The organism is Rhizobacter sp. Root1221, from assembly GCF_001425785.1.
Lineage (GTDB): Bacteria > Pseudomonadota > Gammaproteobacteria > Burkholderiales > Burkholderiaceae_C > Rhizobacter.
The window spans coordinates 46,607-70,390 of sequence record NZ_LMDI01000016.1 but is presented as its reverse complement, the minus strand read 5'-3'; the positions used below and the strand labels follow the sequence as shown (position 1 = coordinate 70,390).

The window sequence follows — 23,784 nt, the reverse complement described above, 5'->3', positions numbered from 1 at the left end:
TCTGGGGTTGGAGAAGGCGCCGATGCTGACCGTGCCGCATGTCAATGGCGTGAAGCGGCTGGCGTGGCCGTAGTAAACTGCCCGTCCTTTCACGGAACCTTCGACTGGCTTTCATGCTGCACGGGTCACACAGCCCGGGCGTCGCCGGTTCGGAACTCACCCGCCTCCTGGCTCGCCTGGCGGACGCCCCACCCGCGGAAAACCGCCCGGCATTTGCCGAGCGCCTGGGCCAGTGGCTCGGCTGGGCCGATGCCATCTCGCTGTCCGCGGCGTTGAACGCCGGTCCACCTGCAACGGCCCTCGGGCAGCCGCATGGGCAGGGCGGCGAGGAGGCGGACTTCCAGCGTGTGTGCGCGGCCCTGCAGGCGTCCATCGCCGCAGGCCCCCGCGAACCCGCGTCGAGCCCGACCGACTTCGGCCCGTACCGCCGCCACTGCAACGCCCAACAACAGGCGATGCAGGACGCCATTGGCGCGCTGCGCCAGCGGCTGCGCGATGCGCTGTCGCGGCGCTCGCCCGCGCTTGCGCGCCTGGCCGCCATCGACGCCGTGCTGGACCACGCGCTCGCCGCGCAGGAACGGGGCCTGCTGGGCCTCGTGCCGCTGCGCCTGCAGGCGCACTTCGAACGGATGGCACGCGCCGCAGGCGACGACCACACCCGCTGGCCGGACACCTTCCAGGCCGACATGGACCACGTGCTGCAGGCCGAACTGGCGCACCGGCTGCTGCCGGCGCAGGGCCTGCTGGACACACTTCGCACGCACCAACCGACATGAACAGATCACTTCATCACGCCGCCTTCGCGGTGGGCCTGGCGGCCATCGCCTGGGTGGGCGCGGGCTACTTCCCCGGCAACCTGCTCGCCTTGGCGCTGGTGCTGCTCATCGGCGCCTTCTTCTTGATGGGGGCGCTGGAACTGCACCACTTCCAGCAGGCCACCACCAGCCTCGCGCGGGTGGTGGGCGCGGCCCACGAACCTCCGGCGGCCCTGGGCACCTGGCTCGCGCCGTTGCACCCGAGCCTGCAGCACACGGTGCGGCTGCGCGTGGAGGGTGAGCGGGTGGCGCTGCCCGGCCCATCGCTCACGCCCTACCTGGCCGGCCTGCTGGTGCTGCTGGGCATGCTGGGCACGTTCCTCGGCATGGTGGTGACGCTCAAGGGCACGGGCCTCGCGCTCGAGAACGCCACCGACGTGGACGCCATCCGCGCGTCGCTTGCCGCACCGGTGAAGGGCCTGGGCCTGGCCTTCGGCACCTCGGTGGCGGGGGTGGCGGCCTCGGCGATGCTGGGGCTGATGTCAGCGCTCGCGCGGCGCGAGCGGCAGCGCACGGGCCTGCAGCTGGATGCGCGCATAGCGACCACGTTGCGGGGTTTCTCGCGCGCGCACCAGCGCGAGGAATCGCTGCGCCTGCTGCAGGCGCAGGCCGAGGTGATGCCGGCACTCGTGACCCAGCTGCAGGGCCTCGTGGTGCAGATGGAACGCCAGGGCCTGGCCCTGCACGACCGGCTGATCGCCAGCCAAGCCGAGTTCCAGGGCGAGGCCCAGCGCGCCTACACGGGGCTGGCCGAGTCCGTGGACCGGACGCTGAGGGCCAGCCTCACCGACAGCGCACGCCTGGCCAGTGCCGCCATCGAACCCGCGGTCCAGGCCACGATGGCCGGCTTGACCAGCGAAGCCACCACCTTGCGCCACACGCTCACCGCCGCGGTGCAGCAGCAGCTCGACGGCGTGACGGCGCGCCTCGACACCACCACCACCACGCTGGCCGAGCGCTGGCAGGCCGCCCTGGCGGACCAGCAGCGCCACAGCGAGGCGGTGACGCAGGGCTTGCACGCCGGCATGGACCGTTTCGCGGCAACCTTCGAACAGCGCTCCACCACGCTGCTGGACGGCGTGGCCGCGCGCCTGGACCGCAGCGCCGACCAGTGGTCCGCGTCGTGGGGCGAGGCGCTGGCCCAGCAGCGGCAGGGCAACGAGGTGCTGTCGGCGCACACGCGCGAGGCCTGGTCCGCCACGGTGGCCGGGTTCGAGCAGCAAGCGGCCTCGTTGCTGAAGAGCGTGGCCGATGCCCATGTGGCCTGGGACGCTGCCGCAGCGGCGCGCGAACAGACGCGACTGGCTGCGTTCCAGGATGGTTTGGCCGGCGTCACCCGGACGCTTCAGCAACAGGCCCTGCAGGATGGCGCCACGGTGGCCGAACGCCAGCAGCAGATCTGCACGACGCTGGAGCACACCGCGCAGGCCATCGCCGCACAGGCCGAGGCGCATGCACGCGCCACCATCGGCGAGATCACGCGGCTGGTGCAGGCGGCCTCCGAGGCGCCGCGGGCCGCCGCCGAGGTCATCGGCGAACTGCGCCATGCGCTCAGCGACAGCCTGGTGCGCGACAACGCCGCACTGGACGAACGCAACCGCCTGATGGCCACGCTGGCAGGCCTGCTCGACGCCGTCAACCACGCCAGCACCGAACAGCGCGCCGCCATCGACACGCTGGTGAACACCACCACCGACGTGCTGGACCGCGTGGGCGCACGGTTCGCCGACACCGTGGCGGCCGAGTCGCGCACGCTGCAGACCGTGGCCGCGCAGGTGACCGGCGGCGCCGCCGAGGTGGCGAGCCTGGGCGAAGGCTTCGGCCTGGCCGTGCAGCTGTTCAGCCGCAGCAGCGAGCAGATGATCGCTCAGCTGGAGCGCATCGAGTCCGCGCTTGGCCACACGATGGCGCGCAGTGACGAACAACTGGCCTACTACGTGGCGCAAGCGCGCGAGATCGTCGACCTGACGCTCGGTTCGCAAAAGCAGATCTTCGAGGACCTGCAGCAGCTCACCCGGGTGCCTGTGGAGGCCGATCCCGCATGACCCACGACGAGCTGGACGACAGCCTCGATTCGGCCACGCCGGTGTGGGCCGTCTTCGGCGACCTGATGGCCGGGCTGCTGGGGGCCTTCGTGCTGATCCTGGTGTGCGTGATGGGCATGCAGCTCGACCTGGCCGAACGGCTGCAGGCCGAGGTGAAGCAGCGCCAGGCCGCGGCGCAGCGCACCGCTGCGCTGGAGCGCGCCCTGGCCATTCCGCTCGCGGCGGGCCGCGTGACCCTGGCCAACGGCCGCATCGCCATCAGCGGCAGCGTGCTGTTCGCCCTCAACTCGGCCGAGCTGCAGCCCGAAGGGCGGCAACTCCTGAAGACCCTGGCCGGGCCACTGGCTGCCTACCTGGCCGCGCGCGACGAGGTGCTGATGGTGAGCGGGTTCACCGACGACCGGCAGGTGCGCGACACCGGCCGCGCGAAGTTCGCCGACAACTGGGAGCTCTCCGCCCAGCGCGCGCTCACCGTGACCCGTGCGCTGATCGAGGAGGGGGTGCCATCGCCCGCGGTGTTCGCCGCGGCCTTCGGGGCCGAGCAACCCGTGGCCTCGAACGCCGAAGCCGCGGGCCGGGCACTCAACCGGCGTGTCGAGATGGCACCCACGCCGCGGCCCAAGGCGACATGAGCGCCAACGACACGGTGGCCGATCCCGTGGGGGCGGTGGCCGCCTGGCGCGCGCAGGGCGCGGCCACGGCCGACCCCGTGGCGTTCGGTGTCATCGAGGCCCTGGCGCGCCGCGCGGCGACGTTGGAGGGCGAAGCCCGCGGGTTGCTGGTGCAGCGTGTCGAGGCCTTGATGGCCCGGCACGCGGTGCCCAAGGCCGAGGCCGGCGCGGCGCCCGGCGAGCCCGCCATGGGCCGAAGTGCGCTGGCCGCACTGACCGCCCTGGTGGACCGCCTGGGCCGATCGGCCGCGACGCCCGTGCGGTCGGCCGCCGCGGCCGCCCGCCAGCCCGAGGTGCCGCTGTCGCGCACCGCACCGCTGCGGCCGCTGAAAGCGATGACGGCGTTCAAGGGCACCTGGTCGCGGCTGCGTGCGGAACACCGCCTGCGGCAGGCCCTGGCCCATGTGCCGGCGCTGGCCGGCCCGCTCAACTCGTCGCACGTGGTGAACCGCGCGCTGCAGGCGATGCACGACCTGTCGCCGGAGTACCTCGACGCGTTCATGTCGCACGTCGACACGCTGCAGTGGCTGGAGCAGGCCAGTGGGGCGGGCGACCTGACACCTCGTGCCGCGGCGTCGGGCGACGGCAAGCGGCGGCCCACCGCGAAGGCCACGCGCAAGGCCTGAGGGGCAAGGCGGCCGGCAGGCGCTACAGTGACGGGCTGACCCATGACGAGCCTGCCGACGTGAGCGACGACCCCATCACCCAGGACCCCGCCCTGCTGCGCCGCCTGCTGCGCGCCAAGGACCGGATGGACGCCGCTTCGCACGAGGACTGGCCCATCGAGCGGCTGGCGCGTGTGAGCGACGTCTCCGAAGCCCACTTCGCGCGGTCGTTCAAGCAGGCCTTCGGCATCCCGCCGCACCGCTACCTGCTCACGCGGCGCATCGAGCGGGCCACGGCCCTGCTCCGCGACACCGACCAGCCCATCACCGACATCGCCTTCCAGACCGGCTGGCAGAGCCTGGGCACGTTCGGGCGCACTTTCCGCGACATCACGGGCGACAGCCCGAGCGCGATCCGCACGCGTGCGGCCGCCTCGGCCCAGGGGCTCGACCGGGTACCCGCCTGCATCGTGGGCGCCGCGCAGCGGCCCGACCTCATCACAGCAGTTTCGGAGAAGCGGCGCCGCGAGGCCGACGATATAAACGGATCTCGACACAACAAGGAGGTCTCCGATGAGTCAAGGTGTTCAAGTGGTGGGCCTGTACGTCCACGATCAGGCCGAAGCGCTCGCGTTCTACGTCGACAAGCTCGGGTTTCGCGTCCACACGGACGTGGGCAATGGTGACTACCGCTGGCTGACGGTGCAGCATCCCGACCAGCCGTCGTTCCAGCTGGGGCTCTTCACGCCGGGGCCGCCGGTTCATGACGCGGCGACGGCCCAGGCGCTGCGCGCGGTGGTGGCCAAGGGCGCGATGCCGCCGCTGGTGCTGACCGTGGACAACTGCCGCGCCGCCTATGACCGGCTGCTGGCCCGCGGGGTGGAGTTCACGCAGGAGCCGGTGGAACGATTCGGCACCGTGGATGCCGGGTTCCGTGACCCGTCGGGGAACGGGTGGAAGATGATCCAGGCGCGTGGCTGACGATGAACGGAAACCCGGGGTCGTCCGGAGAAAGGTGGATCGCATGAACAAGAGCCCGGTGAACGCGGTGGCGTCGCCAGCCGAACTGATCGATGAGCGCATCGCCACCCTGGGTGACTGGCGGGGCGAGATGCTCGCCCGGGTCCGTGCGCTGATCCTGGCGGCGGACCCCGGCGTGGTCGAGGAGTGGAAGTGGTCGAACCCGGTCTGGTCGCACCACGGGCTGATCTGCACCGGCGAGACGTACAAGAAGGCCGTGAAGATGACCTTCGCCAAGGGCGCCGCACTCGATGACCCGTCGGGCCTCTTCAACGCGAGCCTGGACGGCAACGTGCGGCGTGCCATCGATGTCCACGAGGGCGACAAGCTCGACGAGAAGGCGCTGAAGGCGCTCATCCGGGCAGCCGTGGCGCTGAACAAGGCTTCCTAGGCGCTGTCGGGCCTGGCCCGCCTTCCAGGCAACAACACCAAGAGACCCACAGGAAACACCGGGCGCATGGACAACGCAATGATCGTGGTAGCCATCGGCGCGGTGGTCGCCGGTTTTGTCCAGGGCCTGTCCGGCTTTGCCTTCGGACTGACCGCCATGTCTTTCTGGGCATGGTCCCTCGACCCCAAGCTTGCAGCGGCCCTGGCCGTGTTTGGTGCGCTCACGGGGCAGGTCATTGCCGCGGTGACCGTGCGGCGAGGTTTCGACCTGGCCAAGCTGTTGCCCTTCTTGCTGGGCGGTCTTGTGGGCATCCCGATCGGCGTGGCCATCCTTCCGCTGCTCGACGTGCAGGTTTTCAAGGCGGCGCTGGGCCTGTTCCTGATCCTCTGGTGCCCCGCGATGCTCTTTGCGAGCCACCTGCCGAAGATCAAGGCAGGCGGCAGGCTGGCAGACGGCGTCATCGGAGGTGTCGGCGGCATCATGGGTGGCCTCGGCGGTTTCACGGGGACCATTCCGACGCTGTGGTGCACCCTCCGGGGCTTCCAGAAGGATGAGCAGCGCGCCATCATCCAGAATTTCAACCTGGCCGCGCTCATGGTGACCATGGGCGTGTATCTGGCCAAGGGCATCGTCACCCGCGACATGCTGCCCATGTTCGCCATCGTCGCCCCGGCGATGCTTGTCCCCGCGCTGCTGGGTGGACGCCTCTATGTCGGCCTCTCCGAGGCCACGTTCAGGAAGTTGGTGCTGTGCCTGCTGACGGCGTCCGGCGTGGCATTGCTGGTGGCGTCAGTGCCATCGCTGCTTCGCGGGTAGGGCTGGGGGAAGGCCGGAAAGCAAACGTCTGGATCGATGCAAAGGGTATTCCCTTATGCGTGCCGAGTAGCGTTTTTTTTCACAGGCACCTCGTCTCGCGGCAAGATGCTGAAGGCACTTTCAACCGGAGACTGCCATGTCACTTCGCATCAACGACACCGCTCCCAACTTCACCGCGCAGACCACGCAGGGCCCCATCGACTTCCACAGCTGGATCGGCGACGGCTGGGCTTGCCTGTTCTCGCACCCCAAGGACTTCACCCCGGTGTGCACCACCGAACTCGGCTACATGGCCAAGATCGAACCGGAGTTCACCCGGCGCAACTGCAAGCTGATCGGCCTGTCGGTCGACCCGGTGGAGAGCCACGGCAAGTGGGTGGCCGACATCGAGGAAACGCAGGGTGCCACCGTCAAGTACCCCATGATCGGTGACACCGACCTGGCCGTGGCCAAGCTGTACAACATGTTGCCGGCGGACGAAGCCGGCACCGCCGAGGGCCGCACCGCGGCCACCAACGCCACGGTGCGTTCGGTCTTCATCATCGGCCCGGACAAGAAGATCAAGCTGATGCTGACGTACCCCATGACCACCGGCCGCAACTTCGACGAGATCCTGCGCGTGCTCGACTCGATGCAGCTCACCGCGAAGCACAAGGTCGCCACGCCGGTGAACTGGAAGCAAGGCGACGACGTGATCATCACCACGGCGGTGAGCAACGAGGAAGCCGAGAAGTCGTTCCCGGGCTTCAAGACCATCAAGCCCTACCTGCGCACCACGAAGCAGCCGGGCTGAACACCCCGACGGCATTTGCCCCTCCCGCGGCCCGTGTGCCCCGCCGCGGGGGCTTGCATCCCTGGTTCTAGAATCCGCCGCTGTTGACCAGGGAGCACAGATGAGAAAGCACCAACTGTTGTTCGGGGCCGGCTTGCTGGCCGCCGCAAGTTTCGCCCACGCCCTCGGCATGCCCGCGCAGGACACCGTGACGGGCGTGAAGGACCACCCGCTGCTGTCACGGTTCGACGGCGCCAGGCTCGTGGGCCACGAAGCCAAGGAGTACATCGACGTCCAGCTGGTCGCCGGCAAGGTGATCGACGACGGCAAGCGCTCCCCCGAGAAGTGGCTGCCGCTGGAGGGCCGCTACACGCGGCTGGCCTACAACTACCCGCAGGAACGTTCTTCGCTCGAGGTGATGCGCAACTACGAGGCCGCGCTGAAGCAGGCCGGCCTGACGATGCTTTACGCGTGCGCGAAGGAAACGTGTGGCAAGCAGTTCGGCGGGCTCATGCTCGAGCGTGTGGGGACGAAGATCTTCCCCGACACCAGCTACTGGTCGGCATTCAACTACGGGCGCTACAGCACGCGGTACGTGCTGGCGCAAGGCACCAGGCCCGACGGCTCCACGGTGCACGCGGCGGTCTACGTGGTGGACCCGGTGGACAAGCAGAACGGTGGTGTCTACATCGAGCTGGTGGAAAGCCGGGCGATGGAAGCGGGCAAGGTCAGCGCCAACCTGAGTGCCGAGACCATGGCCAAGCGCATCGCCGACGATGGCAAGGTCGCCGTCTACGGCGTGTACTTCGACACCGGCAAGGCCGACGTCAAGCCCGAATCCAAGGCCGCGCTCGACGAGATGGCGAAGCTGCTGAAGAGCCAGCCGGCCCTGAACGTCTACATCGTGGGCCACACCGACAGCCAGGGCAGCCTCGCCGCCAACGCGGACCTGTCGCAGCGGCGCGCCGAGATGGTGGTCAAGGCGCTGGAGGCCAACCACAAGATCGAGGCGAAGCGCTTGCTGCCGAGAGGGGTGGCGTCACTGGCCCCCGTCGCGTCGAACGACAGCGATGCGGGGCGCGAGAAGAACCGGCGCGTGGAGCTGGTGAAGCAATAGCGTCCGGCGCCGGCCACGGCCGCAGATCCGGCGAGCAACCGCTGTAGGCCTGCGCGCACGTGGCTTCGGGCTCGCCTCCGGCAGCCAACGCCGGCCGGTTTGCGCATGCTGTGGGTTCCGCAACCGCAAGGAGATTGACGTGGACAACGACGACATCGTGGACATCTTGAATGACTTGGTCGAAGTGTCGAAGGACGGCGAGTATGGTTTTCGCACCAGCGCGGAACGGGCACACAGCGCGGCCGTGAGGTCGGCCCTTTCTGCCCGGGCCTCGGCCTGTGCCGCGGCCGCCGCGGAACTCCAGAGCTTCGTGCGCCAATACGGCGGCGAGCCCGAGGATGACGGCACCGCCATGGGCGCGCTGCACCGCGGGTGGGTGGCGGTCAAGGCGGCCGTGTCCACCAGCGCCCACGAGGACCACGCGATCCTCTCGGAATGTGAACGTGGCGAGGACAAGGCCGTTGCGATGTACCGCAAGGCCGCTGCCACCACCGGGCTCCCTGCGGACGTCCGCACGGTGATCGAACGCCAGCTTCAAGGCGCTCGCGCGAACCACGACCAGGTGAAGGCACTGCGCGACAGCGTGCGGGCCTGACGCCGGTGCCCACGCCCCGCCGGCAGGCGGCGGGGCGTGGTGCATTCCGGACGCATCGCTACCGCAGCCGGATCAACACCTTGCCCACGGCCTTCGCCTCAGCCGTCACCCCGGCGCAGGCCGGGGTCTCCACCCTGGCCTGGCACGCCGGCGCTGGCACTTGTCTGGCGTTGCGCATCTCGCTCCACAGCGTCGGTGGTCAGTTCGAGAATTGAGTCGCTTCTCGGTCGCTGAGGCTACTTCCCCGATACCTACTGGCAACGCTTCAACTGGGGGGCATTATTCCGGACAGCAGTGACACTGCTGTCCGGGGAAAATCCCCGTCACCCCGACGGAGGTCGGGGCCCACCGTGCCCAGGCGCCGCGACGTCCCGGTCACATCTGGACTGAAACTCCTCGCCTCACGATTCTCTCGACAATGTGGAACGCTTGGCGCCCGCTGCAGGCGCCACTTGCTCTGCATCACATGCTCAGGCACACGCGTCCAGCGGGTCCCGGCGTTCGCCTGGGTTGATCGGGTTCCCAGTTTGCGCGGGGCGCGCTGCAGCCCACCTGGCGGACCGGCTCGCCCACTGATCCGCCGGCCGGATGGCCTGAATGCGCAACGGCCGATTGGGCGTCGTGAATCTGGATGACGATGCCCCGCGAAGCGGATTGCATCGCCCATGCCTCGGGCATACGATGGCCGACCACGTCGTGTTCACACCCCATCTCGTGCGTGGTCTGCTGTACCGGAAGGTGGGTGGATCACCGTTGAGGAGCAGCAATGCAGCGCAGAACCTTCGTGATGTCCGGACTTGCCCCGCTGGCGCTGGCCGCCTGCGGTGGGGGAGGGGATGACAACCCCGAGGCCAGTGCCGACGCGGACGCGTCGAAGGCGCTGGCGAGCGTGACCGGGGAGGAGGTGTCGGCCTCGGACCTCCGGGCCGTGCGGCAGGCCTTCACGCTGCTGGCCCCGGTGGACGGCACGGAGAGCTCCGGGCGCGCGCTCAACAACGCCACGCAGGTCGTGGGCACATCAGGGGCCGGTGAAGCCGCCGACTTCGGCACCACGTTGTGGTACCGCGGTTCGGCCACCCGGTTCCCGACGATCGGTGGCATCGGCAGCGGCAGTGCCTCGGCCATCAACGATGCCGGCAAGATCGTGGGAAACAGCACCGTCGCCATCATCCCCAACGGCTCGTCCTCGCACGCGACCTTGTGGGTTGGCGGCCGCCCTGTCGACCTGGGTGTCCTGAACAACGCCGTTGCCAGCGGTGCCACGGGCATCAACAACGCCGGACTGATCGTGGGCTGGAGCTATCTGGGCCCCGAGACCCTGGCGCCGTTGCACGCCACGTTGTGGCGTGCCGGCCGGTTGACCGACCTCGGCACGCTGGGCGGTGTCTACAGCTCGGCGAACGACATCAACAACGCCGGCACCATCGTGGGCTGGAGCACCACGGGGGAGCCCACGGGCCGGCATGCGACCGTGTGGCGCGACGGTGCCGTGATCGAACTCGCCGGGTTGGGCGGAACGGAGCACCATGCCAACGCGATCAACGACGCAGGCCTGATCGTCGGCAGCAGTTCCCCGCCGGGCACGGAGTCGGGACCACGCGCTGTCATGTGGCGCCGCGGCAGGCTGACCGACCTGGGCACGCTCGGCGGCGAGACTGCCGCCGCACACGATGTCAACAACGCCGGCCTGGCGGTCGGGTGGAGTTCGCTCGCCAACGACCCCAATGGGCATGCGGCGCTGTGGCGCGGCAACGTGGCCATCGACCTGAACAGCCTGCTCGACGCGGCCACCCGCGACGCGGGCTGGTACCTTGGTGCTGCGACCGGCATCAACGACCACGGCTGGATCACGGGCGAAGCGTTCAACAGCATCACGGGCGGGCACCAGGGGTTCCTGCTGTCGCTGCGGCCCCGCGGGTGGCCAGGGCATTGACGTCGGTCGTGACCCCGGCGGAATCAATCCCTCGCACGGGCGCGCCAGAACGCGGTGTCGAAGAGCTGCGTGGCGCCTGTGCGTTCGTTGACCAGCCAGAACTGCTGCCCGTCCGGGCTCAGCCGCGACACCTCGCCGGTGTGGCGTCCGGCACGGACACGCAGGCCCAGCGCATTGGCCGGGAAGCCCGGCTGCCGGGCCAGGTCCAGCAGGGGCACCGCCTCGCGTGCATCGCCGGCCAACCGCAGGCGCTGCACGATGGGTGAGAGCAGCGGGTTGGCCGCATCGGCCGCCGACAGGAAGACCACCACTTTCCCTTGCGCGCGGCTCAGGGCCACGTTCACCAGCCGCTGTGCTTCCTCGGTCTGCAGGAAAGGCTGGGCGCCGTCTGCCGGGTCGAACAGCACCACCGGCGCCTCGCTGCCCTGCGCGCGGTGGACGGTGCTGACCTTCACGGCCTCGGAGACACCGTGGGCACGCAGGCGTTGGCGTATCAGCGCCCGCTGCGCGCGGAACGGAGTCAGCACGATCAGCTCGTGCGGCTGCCACTCGCCACTGTCCAGCGCGGCGGCCACCAGGGTGGCAATGGCCTCTGCCGACTCCCGGCGCACCGGCCCTCGTTCGGCCGCCGACCAGGCGCCATCGGTCTTCAGCCGGTGCACGTGGACGTGGGTGTTGGCATCGACCTCCCCCAGCGCACGCTGGCGCGCCGCCTGCCAGCCGGGCAGGGCGGCCGCGTCGGCGGCCACGTGCAGTGCGCCGTCGTAGAAGAGGTCGCTGACCAGGTCACTGATGGGACCGGCCATGCGCGACTGCTCGTCCAGCAGCGCGACCGATGGCGCCTGGCGCGGCTTCTCGGCGAACGCCGAGCGGCCCAGCCACTGGCGCGCCCCACGGTCGGTGCTCCGCAGCACCGGCGAGAGCTGTTGCGGGTCGCCAGCGAACAGCCGGGCGCGGCCCAGTGGCATGAGGGCGAGCGCGTGCGCGAGGCTCACCTGGCTGGCCTCGTCGAAGACCACCAGGTCGAACGGCGGCCCGCCGTCCGGTGCCAGTTCCCGCAGGGTCTTCAGCGTGAATGCGGCGCGAGTGGTGGTCATGCTGGCCAGCCGGCAACGCTGCAACACCTGCAGTGACGACGTGCGCAGCGCGTCGCGCAGTGCGGCCACGCGGTCGGCCCACGCCTTCAGCGCCGCGGCGTCGCGCGACGACGGCCGGGCCGCCTCGGCGCGGGCAAGCCGTGCGATCAGGTCGCGGTCGGCGGTGGGGATCAGGTGTTCGCGGCCGGCATAGGCCGCGGCGTCGAAGCGTGTGCCGAGCCGCTGCACCGCTTCCCGGCAGTGCTCACGCCGGCCCTTTTGCAGCGCCTTGTCGACGGCCACCGTGGCCAGGTCCACCGCGTGGTTGGTGGTGGACAGCAGCAACACCCGGGCCGTGGGCCGGGTGTCCAGGTACTCGGCCAGCAGCACGCCCAGCGTGGTGGTCTTGCCGGTGCCGGGTGGTCCCCAGAGGAAGGCGCTGCTGTGCCGCACGAGGGACAGGGCCTGGCGCTGCGCCGCGCGCAGCCAGCGGAACGGTGCGCCGGTCAGTGCCGGACCGTCGTCCACTGGCTGCGGGTGGGCCAGGTCGGGCAGGCACGCGAGCGCACGTTCGGCCCAGGGCGTGTCCCACCAGGCCTCGGCCACGGCATTGAGGAAACGCGTGGGGTAGAGGCGGATCAGGCAGTCCGGCCCGGGCGGCCGTGCGCTCGCGTTCTGCAACACCAGCTGGTCGTCTTCGGCCACCACCGCCAGCACGCTGGCGCCGCCCTTCACCGGCGCACCCCACCACGCGGACGCGCCATCCAGGCTGTCGTCCAGCAGGGCCTGGGCCGACGCCTGGCCCGGCCGCTGGCCATCGGCATAGACGTACCCCGGCTCCAGCGTCACGCGCCACAGCGCACCGTCGCGCTCGCTGCGAAGGACCTTGAAGTCGTAGTACTCGGGCGTGGCCGCGAGCTCGGCGTCCAGCGCCGCACGCAGGTCGGCGAGGCTCATGGCGATCGGTGGGACGAGACGGTGGGAGGGCGCGACTATAGCCGTTGGCCGTGCTGGCGGCTGAGAGGCGACGCGTTGTCACGCTACCGCACTGACAACCCGCCACCCAATGCCACTGCAAACACACCGGCGATCCGTACCGGGACCGACACCGCGATCCACCGCTCGGACAACATCCCGATTCCCACGCCTGCGAGGTGCAGCAGCGATGTGCCCGAAAGAAAGCCTGCGGCGAAGCCGATAGGCCCTGCGGTTTCCGGGATTTCGAGCCCATGCGCGTTGCCGTGGGCAGCACCGAAGATCATCACGAAAGCGAGGGAGGCTGTGGAGACGAGAGTCGAGTGTCGGGCGAGTGCGGCTCGGTTCAGTGCGACCACTCCCCCCAGAGCGATCAGCGAGGCCGCAATCCATTGCTCTGCTTGAGTCAGCACGAAACCGCTCAGCCCCGCGATACCGCCTGCGGCCATGGCTATGACAAATGCGGACGGTACGGCCCAAAGTGCTCGTCGGCCGAGTTTTGCACTGACGACGCCCACCGCAACCATGGCAATCAGATGGTCGACGCCCAGGATCGGGTGGGTGAGACCGTTCCAGAAGCCGCTGACGGCGAAGGCGTTCACGACCGGACGCGAATGGCGGCGTCGCTCAACGGTGGCAGTGGTAGCCGCCGTTCTTGTTGTCGTGGTGGCAGCCGCTTGAATCGAGCCCGCCGCCATGTCCGATGGCAAAACCACTGACGAGCGCCAAAGCGACGCCGATCAGCATGAACAGTCGTTTCATCTTTTTCTCCCAGGTGTTCGAGCTGTAGCGTAGCTCTGACTGTGCGGTCTCGGGCGTGCTTTCGTCACGGGCGTTGGCCGCGCGTGCCTTGGCGCACTTGGTGTTTTCCCCGTACCCTGATGGGTTGCGGCAGTCCGTCTCGTTGCAAGAACGGGCGTGGCCTGCTCGCACTCAAGATGCGCGTCCGGGTGAAGTTCTGCCCCGAGATATCAAGACTGGGTGGATGGGATGGACGAAGGCCCGCCAGCCCTTCAGCGCGGCAACCGGATGTGCCGTTCGCAATCCCCATCACTGCACCGGTCGCACGCCCAGGTCCAACGCGGGTTGACCCTGGCCTCGCGTTCGGCGTCCGGCGTGGCCAGCGCGTGGCGTACGGCCACCAGCGCCGAAACAAGGCGCTGGTCACCGGTGCCGGAGACGATGGCGTGGTCGATGGTGCCTTGCACCAGTGCGGCTCGCAGCAGCCGGTTCACCGGCTCGCGCACGTGCGGGCCGTCGCGCTGCAGGCCGTCCGCCTGCCACGGCAGGTCGAGTGCGGTGACCAGCACGAGGCCGCAACCGCGCAGGGCATCGACGGCCATGGGGTACAGCGACAGGTCGTTGAACAGCAGGTCGCTGTAGACGGCGATCATCAGCGCGGTGGTGTCGGCGATCACGACGTCGTGGTTCACCGCGGCGGCGGCGATGCGCCGCGTCTGTTCCTCGGCGATGCCCATCTGCTCCTCGGCGCGCGGGGTGCGCCCGAGGGTGTCGCAGAACTCGCGCAGGTACTCGTGCACGACGGCCACGCGTTGGCCATCGGCGGCGAGCGCACGGGCTAGGTCGTGGGCCAGGGTGGTCTTGCCCGTGCTCTCGGCCCCGAGCAGCGCGACGGTCAGCGCCATGGCGGGCTCAGCGGGGCTGCGCGAGCCGCTGCCACGCGCGCCAGCCCGAGAAGGACATGGCGACGAACAGCAGGTACAGCGCGGTGGTGAACCACAGGCCCTTGTAGGCGAACAGGCCCACGCTGACGACGTTGACGGCCACCCAGGTGGGCCAGTTCTCCACGTATTTGCGGCCCAGCAGCCACTGGCCCACGAGGCTCGCGGCGGTGGGGAAGGCGTCCCACCAGGGCACGTCGGTGTTGGTGTAGGTGCGCAGGAAAAGCGCGGTGGCGGGCCAAGCGAGCGCCAGCGCCACCAGCGCCTTCACGCGGCTCGACGGGCGCAGGTGGCGCACCCGGAGCGTGGCACCGTTCTCCTGGTGGCCCTGCAGCCATTGCCACCAGCCCCAGCCGGCCATCACGGCGAAGACGATCTGCAGCCCGGCCTCGCCGTAGAGGCGGCTGTTCCAGAAGAGGGCGAAAAAGAGGAGCGAACTGACGATGGCCAGCGGCCAGGCGATGGGGTTCACCCGCATGTTGAACACGACCATCACGACGGCCAGCACACAGCCGACCAGTTCGAGCCAGCTGACGGGCGCGCCCCAGAGGGTCAAGGCGGTTGCGAACAGCGGCTGCAGCGCTTGCAGCAAGGTGTCCATCGGGTCAGCGGAAGGTGAGGGGGCGGGTCAGCGCTTGGGCGTGTTGACCTGCACGTAGATTTCGTCGGGCTTGATCATGCCCAGCTCGAAGCGCGCCTTCTCCTCGACCATTTCCAGGCCTTCCTTGAAGTCGCGCACCTCGGCGCCGAGCTGCTCGTTGCGGGCCGATGCGGCGTCGTTGTCCGCCGCCTGGGCGGACAACTTCGCCTGCAGCTCCATCACCCGAGGCACACCACCCTTGCCGAACCAGAGTTCGGCATGCACGAGGGCCAGCAAGGCCAGCAGTGCCAGGGTGACGAGGCGCACGAGGGTGGAGCTTTCGCGGTCGCGGGATCAGCGCAGGTTGTAGAACGCCGAGCGGCCGGGGTAGGTGGCGACGTCGCCCAGGTCTTCCTCGATGCGCAGCAGCTGGTTGTACTTGGCCATGCGGTCCGAACGGCTCATCGAACCGGTCTTGATCTGGCCGGCGTTGGTGCCGACGGCGATGTCCGCGATGGTCGAGTCTTCGGTTTCGCCCGAACGGTGGCTGATCACGGCCGTGTAGTTCGAACGCTTGGCCAGTTCGATGGCCGCGAAGGTTTCGGTCAGCGTGCCGATCTGGTTGATCTTGATCAGGATCGAGTTGGCGATGCGCTTCTCGATGCCTTCACGCAGGATCTTCGTGTTGGTGACGAACAGGTCGTCGCCCACGAGCTGGACCTTGTTGCCGAGGCGTTCGGTCAGGTGCTTCCACCCGTCCCAGTCGCCTTCGTGCATGCCGTCTTCGATGCTGATGATGGGGTACTTGTCGACCCAGGTGGCGAGGATGTCGGTCCACTCGGGGGCCGACAGCGTCAGGCCTTCGCCGCCCAGCACGTACTTGCCGTCCTTGTAGAACTCGCTGGCCGCGCAGTCGAGGCCGATGGCGATCTGGTCACCGGCGGTGTAGCCGGCCTTGTCGATGGCCTCGAGGATCAGCTGGATGGCCGCTTCGTGGCTGGCGATGCTGGGGGCAAAGCCGCCTTCGTCGCCCACGGCGGTGCTCATGCCCTTGTCGTGGATGATCTTCTTGAGCGCGTGGAACACCTCGGCGCCGTAACGCATCGCTTCGCGGAAGCTCGGGGCGCCCACGGGGATGATCATCAGCTCTTGCAGATCGAGGTTGTTGTTGGCGTGTGCGCCGCCGTTGATGACGTTCATCATCGGCACTGGCAGCTGCATGGCGCCCGAACCGCCGAAGTAGCGGTACAGCGGCAGGCCGCTTTCTTCCGCCGCGGCACGGGCCACGGCCATCGACACGGCCAGCGTGGCATTGGCGCCCAGGCGGCTCTTGTTCTCGGTGCCGTCGAGGTCGATCAGCGTGCGGTCGAGGAAGGCCTGTTCCGAGGCGTCGAGGCCCAGCACGGCTTCGCTGATCTCGGTGTTGACGTGTTCGACGGCGCGCAGCACGCCCTTGCCGAGGTAGCGGCTCTTGTCGCCGTCGCGCAGCTCGATGGCTTCGCGCGAACCGGTGGACGCGCCCGACGGCACGGCCGCACGGCCCATCACGCCCGACTCGAGCAGCACGTCGCATTCGACGGTGGGGTTGCCGCGGCTGTCGAGGATCTCCCGACCGACAATGTCAACAATCGCACTCATTCCAGGTTCCTTTGGTTTGGTTTAGTTTTTCAAACGGGCGGACGCCGATACTGCCAGGGTCGCCGGCGTGAATCAGCAGGAAAAATCGTTCTCGAGCAACGGCTGCTGCTTGATCACGCGATCGAGCGCCACGAGTTGTTCGAGCAACGCACGCATGTGCTTCAGCGGCACAGCATTGGGGCCGTCGCTCATGGCCTTGGCAGGGTCGGGGTGCGTTTCCATGAACAGGCCCGAGATGCCCACGGCGACGGCGGCGCGCGACAACACCGGCACGAATTCGCGCTGGCCGCCAGAGCTGGTGCCCTGGCCGCCCGGCAACTGCACGGAGTGGGTGGCGTCGAACACCACCGGCGCGCCGGTATCGCGCATGATCGCGAGCGACCGCATGTCGCTCACGAGGTTGTTGTAGCCGAAGCTCACGCCGCGTTCGCAGGCGAGGAAGTTGTCTTCGGGCAGGCCCTTCTCGCGCGCGGCGTCGCGGGCCTTCTGGATCACGTTTTTCATGTCGCCGGGGGCCAGGAACTGGCCCTTCTTGATGTTCACCGGCTTGCCGCTCTGGGCCACGGCACGGATGAAATCGGTCTGGCGGCACAGGAAGGCCGGGGTCTGCAGCACGTCCACCACCGAGGCCACGGCGGGCACTTCGGCTTCCGAGTGCACGTCGGTGATGAGGGGCACGTTCAGCTCGCGCTTCACCTTCGCCAGGATCTCCAGGCCCTTTTCCATGCCGGGGCCGCGGAAGGTGCTGCCCGACGAGCGGTTGGCCTTGTCGTAGCTGCTCTTGAAGATGAACGGAATGCCCAGCGCGCTGGTGATTTCCTTCAGCGTGCCGGCCACGTCCATCTGGAGTTGTTCGGACTCGACGACGCAGGGGCCGGCGAGCAGGAAAAACGGCTTGTCGATGCCGATGTCGAATCCGCAAAGCTTCATGCCGGGACCTCGTTCAGTGAAAGGTGAAGGAACATCAGGCCGCCACCTTGGCCGGCGAGCCGGACTGGCGCGCGGTCTGGTGGGCGAGGGCGGCCTCGATGTAGGACTTGAACAGCGGGTGGCCGTCCCACGGGGTGGACTTGAATTCCGGGTGGAACTGGACGCCCATGTACCACGGGTGCACCGTGCGCGGCAGCTCGACGATCTCGGTGAGCTTCTCGCGCTGCGTGAGCGCGGAGATCACGAGGCCGGCTTCGCCCAGGCGGTCGAGGTAGTTGACGTTGGCCTCGTAGCGGTGGCGGTGCCGTTCGGTGACCACGTCGCCGTAGATCTCGTGGGCGAGGGTGCCCAGCTTGACGTCGGAGCTCTGGGCACCGAGGCGCATGGTGCCACCCAGGTCGGACTGGGCGTTGCGCTTCTGGATGGAACCGTCGGCGTCCTGCCATTCGTCGATCAGGGCGATCACCGGGTGCTTGGCGTCGGCTTCGAACTCGGTGCTGTTGGCGCCGTCGAGGCCGGCCATGTGGCGGGCGTATTCGATGGTGGCCACCTGCATGCCGAGGCAGATGCCCAGGTACGGCAGCTTGTGTTCACGGGCGAACTTGGCCGCGAGGATCTTGCCCTCCACGCCCCGCTTGCCGAACCCGCCCGGCACCAGGATGGCGTCGAAGCGCGACAGCTGGCCCACGGTGTCGGGGGTGAGCGTCTCGGAGTCGACGTACTCGATGTCGACCTTGGCGTGGTTGTGGATGCCGGCGTGGCGCAACGCCTCGTTCAGCGACTTGTACGAGTCGGACAGGTCGGTGTACTTGCCGCACATGGCGATGCTGACGCGGCGTTTCGGGTTCTCGACCTCGGCCACGAGGGCATCCCAGCGCTTGAGGTTGGCCGGCGGGGTGTTGATGCGCAGCTTGTCGCAGATCAGGCCGTCGAGGCCCTGCTCGTGCAGCATGCGCGGCACCTTGTAGATGGTGTCCACGTCCCACATGGAGATCACGCCCCACTCGGGCACGTTGGTGAACAGCGAGATCTTGCCGCGCTCTTCATCGGGGATGGGACGGTCGGCGCGGCACAGCAGCACGTCGGCCTGGATGCCGATCTCGCGCAGCTTCTGCGCGGTGTGCTGGGTGGGCTTGGTCTTCAGCTCGCCGGCCGCGGCGATCCACGGCACGTAGGTGAGGTGGACGAACGCGGTGTTGTTGGGGCCCAGGCGCAGGCTCATCTGGCGCGCTGCCTCGAGGAACGGCAGGCTTTCGATGTCACCCACGGTGCCGCCCACTTCCACGATGGCCACGTCGACGCCGTTGTCGCCGCCGACACCGGCGCCGCGCTTGACGAAGTCCTGGATCTCGTTGGTGACGTGCGGGATGACCTGGACGGTCTTGCCGAGGTAGTCACCGCGGCGCTCCTTCTCGAGCACGCTCTTGTAGATCTGGCCGGTGGTGAAGTTGTTGGCCTTCTTCATCCGGGTGGTGATGAAGCGCTCGTAGTGGCCCAGGTCGAGGTCGGTCTCCGCACCGTCGTCGGTGACGAACACCTCGCCGTGCTGGAAGGGCGACATCGTGCCCGGATCCACGTTGAGGTAGGGATCCAGCTTGAGGAGGGTGACCTTGAGGCCGCGGGATTCGAGGATCGCCGCGAGGGATGCAGCCGCGATGCCCTTGCCCAGCGAGGACACCACACCGCCGGTAACAAAGACGAACTTGGTCATTGCTTTTGGCATCGTTTCCACGAGTGCCCTGGTGGTAAAGCGCGATTATAGGCTTGGTCAGCCGCTCAGGGCACGACGGGCGCCGGGGTCTCGCCCCGGAACACGGACAACCACCGCAACACCTCGGCGGCCGTCTGGTGCGGCTGCTCGAACGGGTACAGGTGCGTGCCGTCGATCCACGAGATGCGGCCCGCCGCCACACGCTCGGTGATGGCCATGCCCACCTGGCGCACCTCGGTGGATCGGGTGCCTCCCACGAAGGCGAGCGGGCACTGCAGCGGGTGCTTGCGCAGGAACTGCGGGATGTCGTGGGGCAGCGTGTTGTAGATGCTGGTTTCCACGTCGCGCAGGAACGCGAGCGTGTGGCCGCGTTCCATGGGTGGCTCCGACGGCACGATGCCGCAGGCGATGTAGTCCAGCAGCACCTCGGGGTTCCAGCGGGCGAATGCGGCCTTGGCGTGGAAGTGGCTGTAGGCTGCCTCGGCGCTGGGCCAGTGGTGGCGCCGGCGTTGCGAGACGTGGCCGGGCGAGAACCTTGCGCCAAAACCGGTGGATTTGGCAAACCGCACCATCGCGCCCACGAGGCCGCCGATCAGCGGCGAATCGAGCAGCACGACACCTTTGGCCAGGCCGGGCTGCCGCGCGGCGGCCAGCACGCTCAGGAAGCCGCCGAGCGAATGGCCCACGAAATAGGCGGGGCGGCCCACCTCGTGTTCGGCGAAGTGGATCAGCTGGTCGCGCAGGCGGGGCCACTGGTTGCTGACCGGGTACTTCGGGTCGTGCCCGAACTTGTCGACCGCGTACACCTCGTGCCCGGCGGCTCGCCACAGGTCGAACAGCAGGCGGTAGGTGCCCGCCGGGAAGCTGTTCGCGTGCGAGAAGACGATGGGCGGGAGAGGCGCCTGCTCCGCCATCAGAGGATCTTCTCCCCCGGGCTGTGGATCTTGCCCATGGGTTCGAAGCGCGACGGTGCCCGCAGCGGGTACGTGGCCGCGTCGGACCCCCATTGCGGGTCGTCGAGGGATTCGAACACCTGGCGCAGTTTCTGGCCCCAGGCGCCGCGGATCATCGCGAAATACGGGTTGTGTTCGTCGATGCAGACGATCTGCTCGGTCTGCAGCGCATTGGCCTTGTACACCAGCAGGTCGAGCGGCAACCCCACCGACAGGTTGGACTTGAGCGTGGAGTCCATGGACACCAGCGCGCACTTGGCGGCTTCGTCGAGCGGCGTCTGCGGCGTGATCATGCGGTCGAGCACGGGCTTGCCGTACTTCGATTCGCCGATCTGGAAATAGCAGGTCTCGCGCGTGGCCTCGATGAAATTGCCGGCCGAGTACACGAGGAAGAGGCGCATCGGCTCGTCGCCTATCTGGCCGCCGAGGATCAGCGAGGCATTGAACTCCACCCCCGAGTGGTGCAGCGCGCGGGCATCCTGGTCGTAGATGCGGCGGATGGCGCTGCCCAGGACACGGGCCACGTCGAACATGCTGGTGGCGTTCCAGATGGTGATGGGCGGCTCGACGCCGTTGTCGAGCTTCTCCACCTGCAGGATCTCGCGCACGGACTGCGAGATGGACAGGTTGCCGGCCGACAGCAGCACCATGAAGCGGTCGCCCGGCTTCTCGTAGATCATCATCTTGCGGAACGTGCTGATCTGGTCCACGCCCGCGTTCGTGCGGGAGTCGGACAGGAACACGAGGCCCGCGTCCAGTTTGACGCCGATGCAATAGGTCATGACGTGGCTTCTTGCTTCTGAAGGTTCTTGAGTCGGTAGAGGGCGTCGAGCGCCTCCTTGGGTGACAGCATATCGGGGTTGATGCCGGAGAGGGCACGATCCACCTCCGACGGCTCGGACTCCGGGACGGCCGCGGGCGCGGCGAACAGGTCCACCTGGGCGCTGGCGGCCTCCTTGCTGGTCTCCAGCGCCGACAGCGTGTGGCGGGCCTGCCGCACCAGCGTGGACGGCATGCCGGCCAGGCGTGCCACCTGCACGCCGTAGCTGCGGCTCGCGGGGCCGGGCTGGATGTCGTGCAGGAACACGATGTCGTCGCCGTTCTCGGCCGCCGACACGTGCACGTTCACCGCCTGCTGGTGTTTCAGCGGGAACTCGGTCAGCTCGAAGTAGTGCGTGGCGAACAGCGTGAAGGCCTTGTTGCGGTCGTGCAGGTGGCTGGCGATGGCGCCCGCGAGCGCGAGGCCGTCGAACGTGGACGTGCCGCGGCCGATCTCGTCCATCAGCACGAGCGAGTGTTCGGTGGCACCGTGCACGATGGCGGCGGCCTCCGTCATCTCGAGCATGAACGTGGACTGCGCGTTGGCCAGGTCGTCGGCCGCGCCGATGCGGGTGTGGATGGCGTCGATGGGGCCGAGGCGGCAGGCCGTGGCGGGCACGAACGAGCCCATGGCAGCCAGCAGCGCGATCAGCGCCACCTGGCGCATGAAGGTGCTCTTGCCGCCCATGTTCGGGCCGGTGATCACGAGCATCTTGCGCGTGGCGTCGAGCCGGCAGTCGTTGGCCATGAAGTTGCCGCCGCCGGTCTCCTGCAGCCGGGCCTCCACCACCGGGTGGCGGCCACCGTCGATCGCGATGCAGGGCTCGCGCACGAACTGCGGACGGCACCAGTTGAGCGTGGTGGCCCGTTCGGCCAGCGCGGCCAGCGCGTCGATCGACGCGAGCGCGCGGGCCAGGCCCGACAAGGCCTCGATGTGCGACTGCAGGCCATCGATCACCTGCTCGTAGAGCATCTTCTCGCGGGCGAGCGAGCGGTCCTGTGCGGACAGCGCCTTGTCCTCGAACGCCTTCAGTTCCGGCGTGATGAACCGTTCGGCGTTCTTGAGCGTCTGGCGGCGCTGGTAGTCGGCCGGCACCTTCGATGCCTGGCCTTGCGTGACCTCGATGTAGAAGCCGTGCACCTTGTTGAATTGCACGCGCAGGTTCGGGATGCCGGTGCGCGTGCGCTCGCGCGTTTCCAGCGCCAGCAGGAAATCGTCGCAGTTGAGACTGATGGCGCGCAACTCGTCGAGGTCGGCATCGAAACCCGGGGCGATCACGCCGCCGTCACGCAGCTGGACCGACGGCTCCTCTGCAATGGCCGTGCGCAGCAGCGCCTCGATGGCGGGCGACGGCGACAGCGCTTCCGACAGCATGTCGAGCAGCACGGCGTTGCCCACCGGCACGATGTCGCGCAGTTGCGGCAGCGCCTGCAGCGTGGCGCGCAGGCCGGCCATCTCGCGCGGGCGCACCTGGCGCAGCGCCACGCGGGCGGTGATGCGTTCCACGTCGCTGATGCCACGCAGCGTGTCGCGCAGTGGTGCCAGCACGTGGCGCATCAGCACGTCGAGCGCATCGTGCCGTTGCATCGCCACGGTGCGTTCGCGCAGCGGGTGCGTGAGCCAGTGGCGCAGCGCCCGGCTGCCCATGCCGGTGCGGCACGTGTCGATCAGCGACAGCAGCGTGGGTGAGTCGTCGCCGCGCAGCGTCTGCACCAGTTCCAGGTTGCGGTGGGTGGTGGGGGGCAGGTCCACCAGGTGGCTTGCGCGTTCCACCGTGAGCGTGCGCACGTGGGCGAGGGCCTGGCCCTGCGTGTGTTCGGCATAGCTCAGCAGGGCCGACGCGGCCGCATGGGCCGTGCCCAGCTCGTGTGCGCTGAAGCCGGCCAGCGTGGCCACGCGCAGTTGCTCGCACAGCTTGCGTTCGCCGAGCGCCGCGTCGAACTGCCATGTGGGGCGGTGGGTGATGGCGAGGCGCGACTGGGCCAGCGCGGCGGGCACCGCGTCGCGGTCCACCAGCGCTTCGGCCGCGTTCAGGCGCGACAGCCAGCCGGGCAGTTCGCGTTCATTGCATTCGGTGAGGCCCAGCTGGCCATTCGACAGACCGAGCCACGCGAGGCCGTAGGTGGTCACGCCCTTGTGCGTGCGCTGCGCCACCGCGAGCAGCAGCGCGTCGCGTTTGTCGGCGAGCAGCTCGGTGTCGGTCACGGTGCCTGGCGTCACCACGCGCACCACCTTGCGTTCCACCGGTCCCTTGGCCGTGGCCACGTCGCCCACCTGTTCGGCGATGGCGACGGCCTCGCCCATCTTGATCAGCTTGGCGAGGTAGTTCTCCACCGCATGCACCGGCACGCCGGCCATCGTCACCGGTTCGCCGCCGCTCTGGCCGCGGGTGGTCAGCGTGATGTCGAGCAACCGGTTGGCCTTGCGGGCGTCGTCGAAGAACAACTCGTAGAAGTCGCCCATCCGGTAGAACACCAGCGTCTCGGGGAAGCCGTGCTTGATGCGCAGGTACTGCTGCATCATGGGCGTGTGAGTCGAGAGGTCAGGTAGCTCTACCTCTGAAACTCCCCTGGGAGCCTGTGCTAGTTCACGCATCCGAACGTACCCCCACGCGTTCACATTGCGTAGGTTTCGGCGTA

The 23,784-nt window shown here is 68.6% G+C and carries 23 protein-coding genes and 1 pseudogene; 12 read left to right on the top strand and 12 right to left on the bottom strand.

All coding sequences use genetic code 11. The features are described 5' to 3' along the window. Window positions 1–113 precede the first annotated feature (113 nt). From ASC87_RS13750 to ASC87_RS13695, 12 genes and pseudogenes are all read left to right on the top strand, one after another. Complete coding sequence (locus ASC87_RS13750; RefSeq protein WP_056662572.1) at window positions 114–776, top strand: DUF3348 family protein; 663 nt, start codon at window positions 114–116, stop codon at window positions 774–776. Beyond that, window positions 773–2,860 carry a DUF802 domain-containing protein gene (locus ASC87_RS13745; RefSeq protein ID WP_056662568.1) on the top strand — a complete coding sequence of 696 codons (2,088 nt, stop codon included), beginning with the start codon at window positions 773–775 and terminating at the stop codon, window positions 2,858–2,860. The genes ASC87_RS13750 and ASC87_RS13745 overlap by 4 nt, the downstream gene beginning before the upstream one ends. After that, the gene (locus ASC87_RS13740) at window positions 2,857–3,492 is read left to right on the top strand and encodes an OmpA family protein (protein ID WP_056662565.1); all 636 of its coding nucleotides are present in this window, start codon (window positions 2,857–2,859) and stop codon (window positions 3,490–3,492) included. Before ASC87_RS13745 ends, ASC87_RS13740 begins: the two co-directional genes overlap by 4 nt. Continuing rightward, the gene (locus ASC87_RS13735) at window positions 3,489–4,157 is read left to right on the top strand and encodes a DUF2894 domain-containing protein (RefSeq protein ID WP_056662561.1); all 669 of its coding nucleotides are present in this window, start codon (window positions 3,489–3,491) and stop codon (window positions 4,155–4,157) included. Before ASC87_RS13740 ends, ASC87_RS13735 begins: the two co-directional genes overlap by 4 nt. Before the next feature lie 59 nt (window positions 4,158–4,216). Further along, window positions 4,217–4,702, top strand: a pseudogene (locus ASC87_RS30745) (helix-turn-helix domain-containing protein); the annotation flags it as partial. A 7-nt stretch (window positions 4,703–4,709) separates the two neighbouring features. Then, a complete protein-coding gene (locus ASC87_RS13725; RefSeq protein WP_056662555.1) occupies window positions 4,710–5,117 on the top strand; it encodes a VOC family protein in 408 nt (135 codons plus the stop codon). Window positions 5,118–5,160: 43 nt separating this feature from the next. Continuing rightward, on the top strand, window positions 5,161–5,547 hold the full coding sequence (locus tag ASC87_RS13720) for a DUF1801 domain-containing protein (protein ID WP_056662550.1): 387 nt from the start codon (window positions 5,161–5,163) through the stop codon (window positions 5,545–5,547). A 66-nt stretch (window positions 5,548–5,613) separates the two neighbouring features. Next, window positions 5,614–6,363: a sulfite exporter TauE/SafE family protein gene (locus tag ASC87_RS13715; protein WP_056662547.1), complete on the top strand. Its 750-nt coding sequence runs from the start codon at window positions 5,614–5,616 to the stop codon at window positions 6,361–6,363. Window positions 6,364–6,499: 136 nt separating this feature from the next. Further along, window positions 6,500–7,156 (top strand): peroxiredoxin, encoded by a 657-nt coding sequence (locus tag ASC87_RS13710; protein ID WP_056662545.1) that lies wholly within the window; start codon window positions 6,500–6,502, stop codon window positions 7,154–7,156. Between the two features lie 100 nt (window positions 7,157–7,256). Continuing rightward, entirely contained in the window at window positions 7,257–8,252 is a 996-nt protein-coding gene (locus ASC87_RS13705) for an OmpA family protein (RefSeq protein WP_056662540.1), read from the top strand. 139 nt (window positions 8,253–8,391) lie between these two features. Further along, on the top strand, window positions 8,392–8,847 hold the full coding sequence (locus ASC87_RS13700) for a PA2169 family four-helix-bundle protein (protein ID WP_056662537.1): 456 nt from the start codon (window positions 8,392–8,394) through the stop codon (window positions 8,845–8,847). 766 nt (window positions 8,848–9,613) lie between these two features. Further along, a complete protein-coding gene (locus tag ASC87_RS13695; RefSeq protein WP_056662535.1) occupies window positions 9,614–10,780 on the top strand; it encodes a hypothetical protein in 1,167 nt (388 codons plus the stop codon). Window positions 10,781–10,803: 23 nt separating this feature from the next. Here ASC87_RS13695 and ASC87_RS13690 read toward each other — a convergent pair whose 3' ends face one another. The 12 genes from ASC87_RS13690 to mutS form a co-directional block, all read right to left on the bottom strand. Further along, window positions 10,804–12,813, bottom strand: a complete 2,010-nt coding sequence (locus ASC87_RS13690; RefSeq protein ID WP_056662532.1) for a DEAD/DEAH box helicase — start codon at window positions 12,811–12,813, stop codon at window positions 10,804–10,806. A gap of 83 nt (window positions 12,814–12,896) precedes the next feature. Next, window positions 12,897–13,433 carry a HupE/UreJ family protein gene (locus tag ASC87_RS13685; RefSeq protein ID WP_056662528.1) on the bottom strand — a complete coding sequence of 179 codons (537 nt, stop codon included), beginning with the start codon at window positions 13,431–13,433 and terminating at the stop codon, window positions 12,897–12,899. A gap of 25 nt (window positions 13,434–13,458) precedes the next feature. Beyond that, window positions 13,459–13,593: a YHYH domain-containing protein gene (locus ASC87_RS31855; RefSeq protein ID WP_157604032.1), complete on the bottom strand. Its 135-nt coding sequence runs from the start codon at window positions 13,591–13,593 to the stop codon at window positions 13,459–13,461. A 251-nt stretch (window positions 13,594–13,844) separates the two neighbouring features. After that, window positions 13,845–14,477 (bottom strand): AAA family ATPase, encoded by a 633-nt coding sequence (locus tag ASC87_RS13680; RefSeq protein WP_056662524.1) that lies wholly within the window; start codon window positions 14,475–14,477, stop codon window positions 13,845–13,847. Between the two features lie 7 nt (window positions 14,478–14,484). Next, window positions 14,485–15,114, bottom strand: a complete 630-nt coding sequence (gene pnuC / locus ASC87_RS13675; protein WP_056662521.1) for a nicotinamide riboside transporter PnuC — start codon at window positions 15,112–15,114, stop codon at window positions 14,485–14,487. A 27-nt stretch (window positions 15,115–15,141) separates the two neighbouring features. Further along, entirely contained in the window at window positions 15,142–15,420 is a 279-nt protein-coding gene (ftsB, locus tag ASC87_RS13670) for a cell division protein FtsB (RefSeq protein ID WP_056662518.1), read from the bottom strand. A gap of 27 nt (window positions 15,421–15,447) precedes the next feature. After that, entirely contained in the window at window positions 15,448–16,731 is a 1,284-nt protein-coding gene (gene eno, locus ASC87_RS13665) for a phosphopyruvate hydratase (protein WP_056662515.1), read from the bottom strand. A gap of 72 nt (window positions 16,732–16,803) precedes the next feature. Next, entirely contained in the window at window positions 16,804–17,661 is an 858-nt protein-coding gene (gene kdsA / locus ASC87_RS13660; protein ID WP_056662510.1) for a 3-deoxy-8-phosphooctulonate synthase, read from the bottom strand. Between the two features lie 34 nt (window positions 17,662–17,695). Beyond that, window positions 17,696–19,372: a CTP synthase gene (locus ASC87_RS13655; protein ID WP_056662506.1), complete on the bottom strand. Its 1,677-nt coding sequence runs from the start codon at window positions 19,370–19,372 to the stop codon at window positions 17,696–17,698. Between the two features lie 65 nt (window positions 19,373–19,437). After that, window positions 19,438–20,286, bottom strand: a complete 849-nt coding sequence (locus ASC87_RS13650) for an alpha/beta fold hydrolase (protein ID WP_056662503.1) — start codon at window positions 20,284–20,286, stop codon at window positions 19,438–19,440. After that, entirely contained in the window at window positions 20,286–21,107 is an 822-nt protein-coding gene (locus ASC87_RS13645; RefSeq protein WP_056662500.1) for a proteasome-type protease, read from the bottom strand. Before ASC87_RS13645 ends, ASC87_RS13650 begins: the two co-directional genes overlap by 1 nt. After that, complete coding sequence (mutS, locus tag ASC87_RS13640) at window positions 21,104–23,668, bottom strand: DNA mismatch repair protein MutS (protein ID WP_157604031.1); 2,565 nt, start codon at window positions 23,666–23,668, stop codon at window positions 21,104–21,106. Before mutS ends, ASC87_RS13645 begins: the two co-directional genes overlap by 4 nt. Between the last annotated feature and the right edge of the window lie 116 nt (window positions 23,669–23,784).

Coding starts and splice junctions, on each gene's coding strand:
- ASC87_RS13735 (WP_056662561.1), top strand. CDS start 3,489: ATGAGCGCCAACGACACGGTGGCCGATCCCGTGGGGGCGGTGGCCGCC.
- ASC87_RS13655 (WP_056662506.1), bottom strand. CDS start 19,372: ATGACCAAGTTCGTCTTTGTTACCGGCGGTGTGGTGTCCTCGCTGGGC.
- ASC87_RS13695 (WP_056662535.1), top strand. CDS start 9,614: ATGCAGCGCAGAACCTTCGTGATGTCCGGACTTGCCCCGCTGGCGCTG.
- pnuC (WP_056662521.1), bottom strand. CDS start 15,114: ATGGACACCTTGCTGCAAGCGCTGCAGCCGCTGTTCGCAACCGCCTTG.
- ASC87_RS13680 (WP_056662524.1), bottom strand. CDS start 14,477: ATGGCGCTGACCGTCGCGCTGCTCGGGGCCGAGAGCACGGGCAAGACC.
- ASC87_RS13715 (WP_056662547.1), top strand. CDS start 5,614: ATGGACAACGCAATGATCGTGGTAGCCATCGGCGCGGTGGTCGCCGGT.
- ASC87_RS13710 (WP_056662545.1), top strand. CDS start 6,500: ATGTCACTTCGCATCAACGACACCGCTCCCAACTTCACCGCGCAGACC.
- ASC87_RS13725 (WP_056662555.1), top strand. CDS start 4,710: ATGAGTCAAGGTGTTCAAGTGGTGGGCCTGTACGTCCACGATCAGGCC.
- ASC87_RS31855 (WP_157604032.1), bottom strand. CDS start 13,593: ATGAAACGACTGTTCATGCTGATCGGCGTCGCTTTGGCGCTCGTCAGT.
- ASC87_RS13745 (WP_056662568.1), top strand. CDS start 773: ATGAACAGATCACTTCATCACGCCGCCTTCGCGGTGGGCCTGGCGGCC.
- mutS (WP_157604031.1), bottom strand. CDS start 23,668: ATGATGCAGCAGTACCTGCGCATCAAGCACGGCTTCCCCGAGACGCTG.
- ASC87_RS13690 (WP_056662532.1), bottom strand. CDS start 12,813: ATGAGCCTCGCCGACCTGCGTGCGGCGCTGGACGCCGAGCTCGCGGCC.
- ASC87_RS13650 (WP_056662503.1), bottom strand. CDS start 20,286: ATGGCGGAGCAGGCGCCTCTCCCGCCCATCGTCTTCTCGCACGCGAAC.
- ASC87_RS13740 (WP_056662565.1), top strand. CDS start 2,857: ATGACCCACGACGAGCTGGACGACAGCCTCGATTCGGCCACGCCGGTG.
- ASC87_RS13645 (WP_056662500.1), bottom strand. CDS start 21,107: ATGACCTATTGCATCGGCGTCAAACTGGACGCGGGCCTCGTGTTCCTG.
- ASC87_RS13705 (WP_056662540.1), top strand. CDS start 7,257: ATGAGAAAGCACCAACTGTTGTTCGGGGCCGGCTTGCTGGCCGCCGCA.
- kdsA (WP_056662510.1), bottom strand. CDS start 17,661: ATGAAGCTTTGCGGATTCGACATCGGCATCGACAAGCCGTTTTTCCTG.
- eno (WP_056662515.1), bottom strand. CDS start 16,731: ATGAGTGCGATTGTTGACATTGTCGGTCGGGAGATCCTCGACAGCCGC.
- ASC87_RS13720 (WP_056662550.1), top strand. CDS start 5,161: ATGAACAAGAGCCCGGTGAACGCGGTGGCGTCGCCAGCCGAACTGATC.
- ASC87_RS13750 (WP_056662572.1), top strand. CDS start 114: ATGCTGCACGGGTCACACAGCCCGGGCGTCGCCGGTTCGGAACTCACC.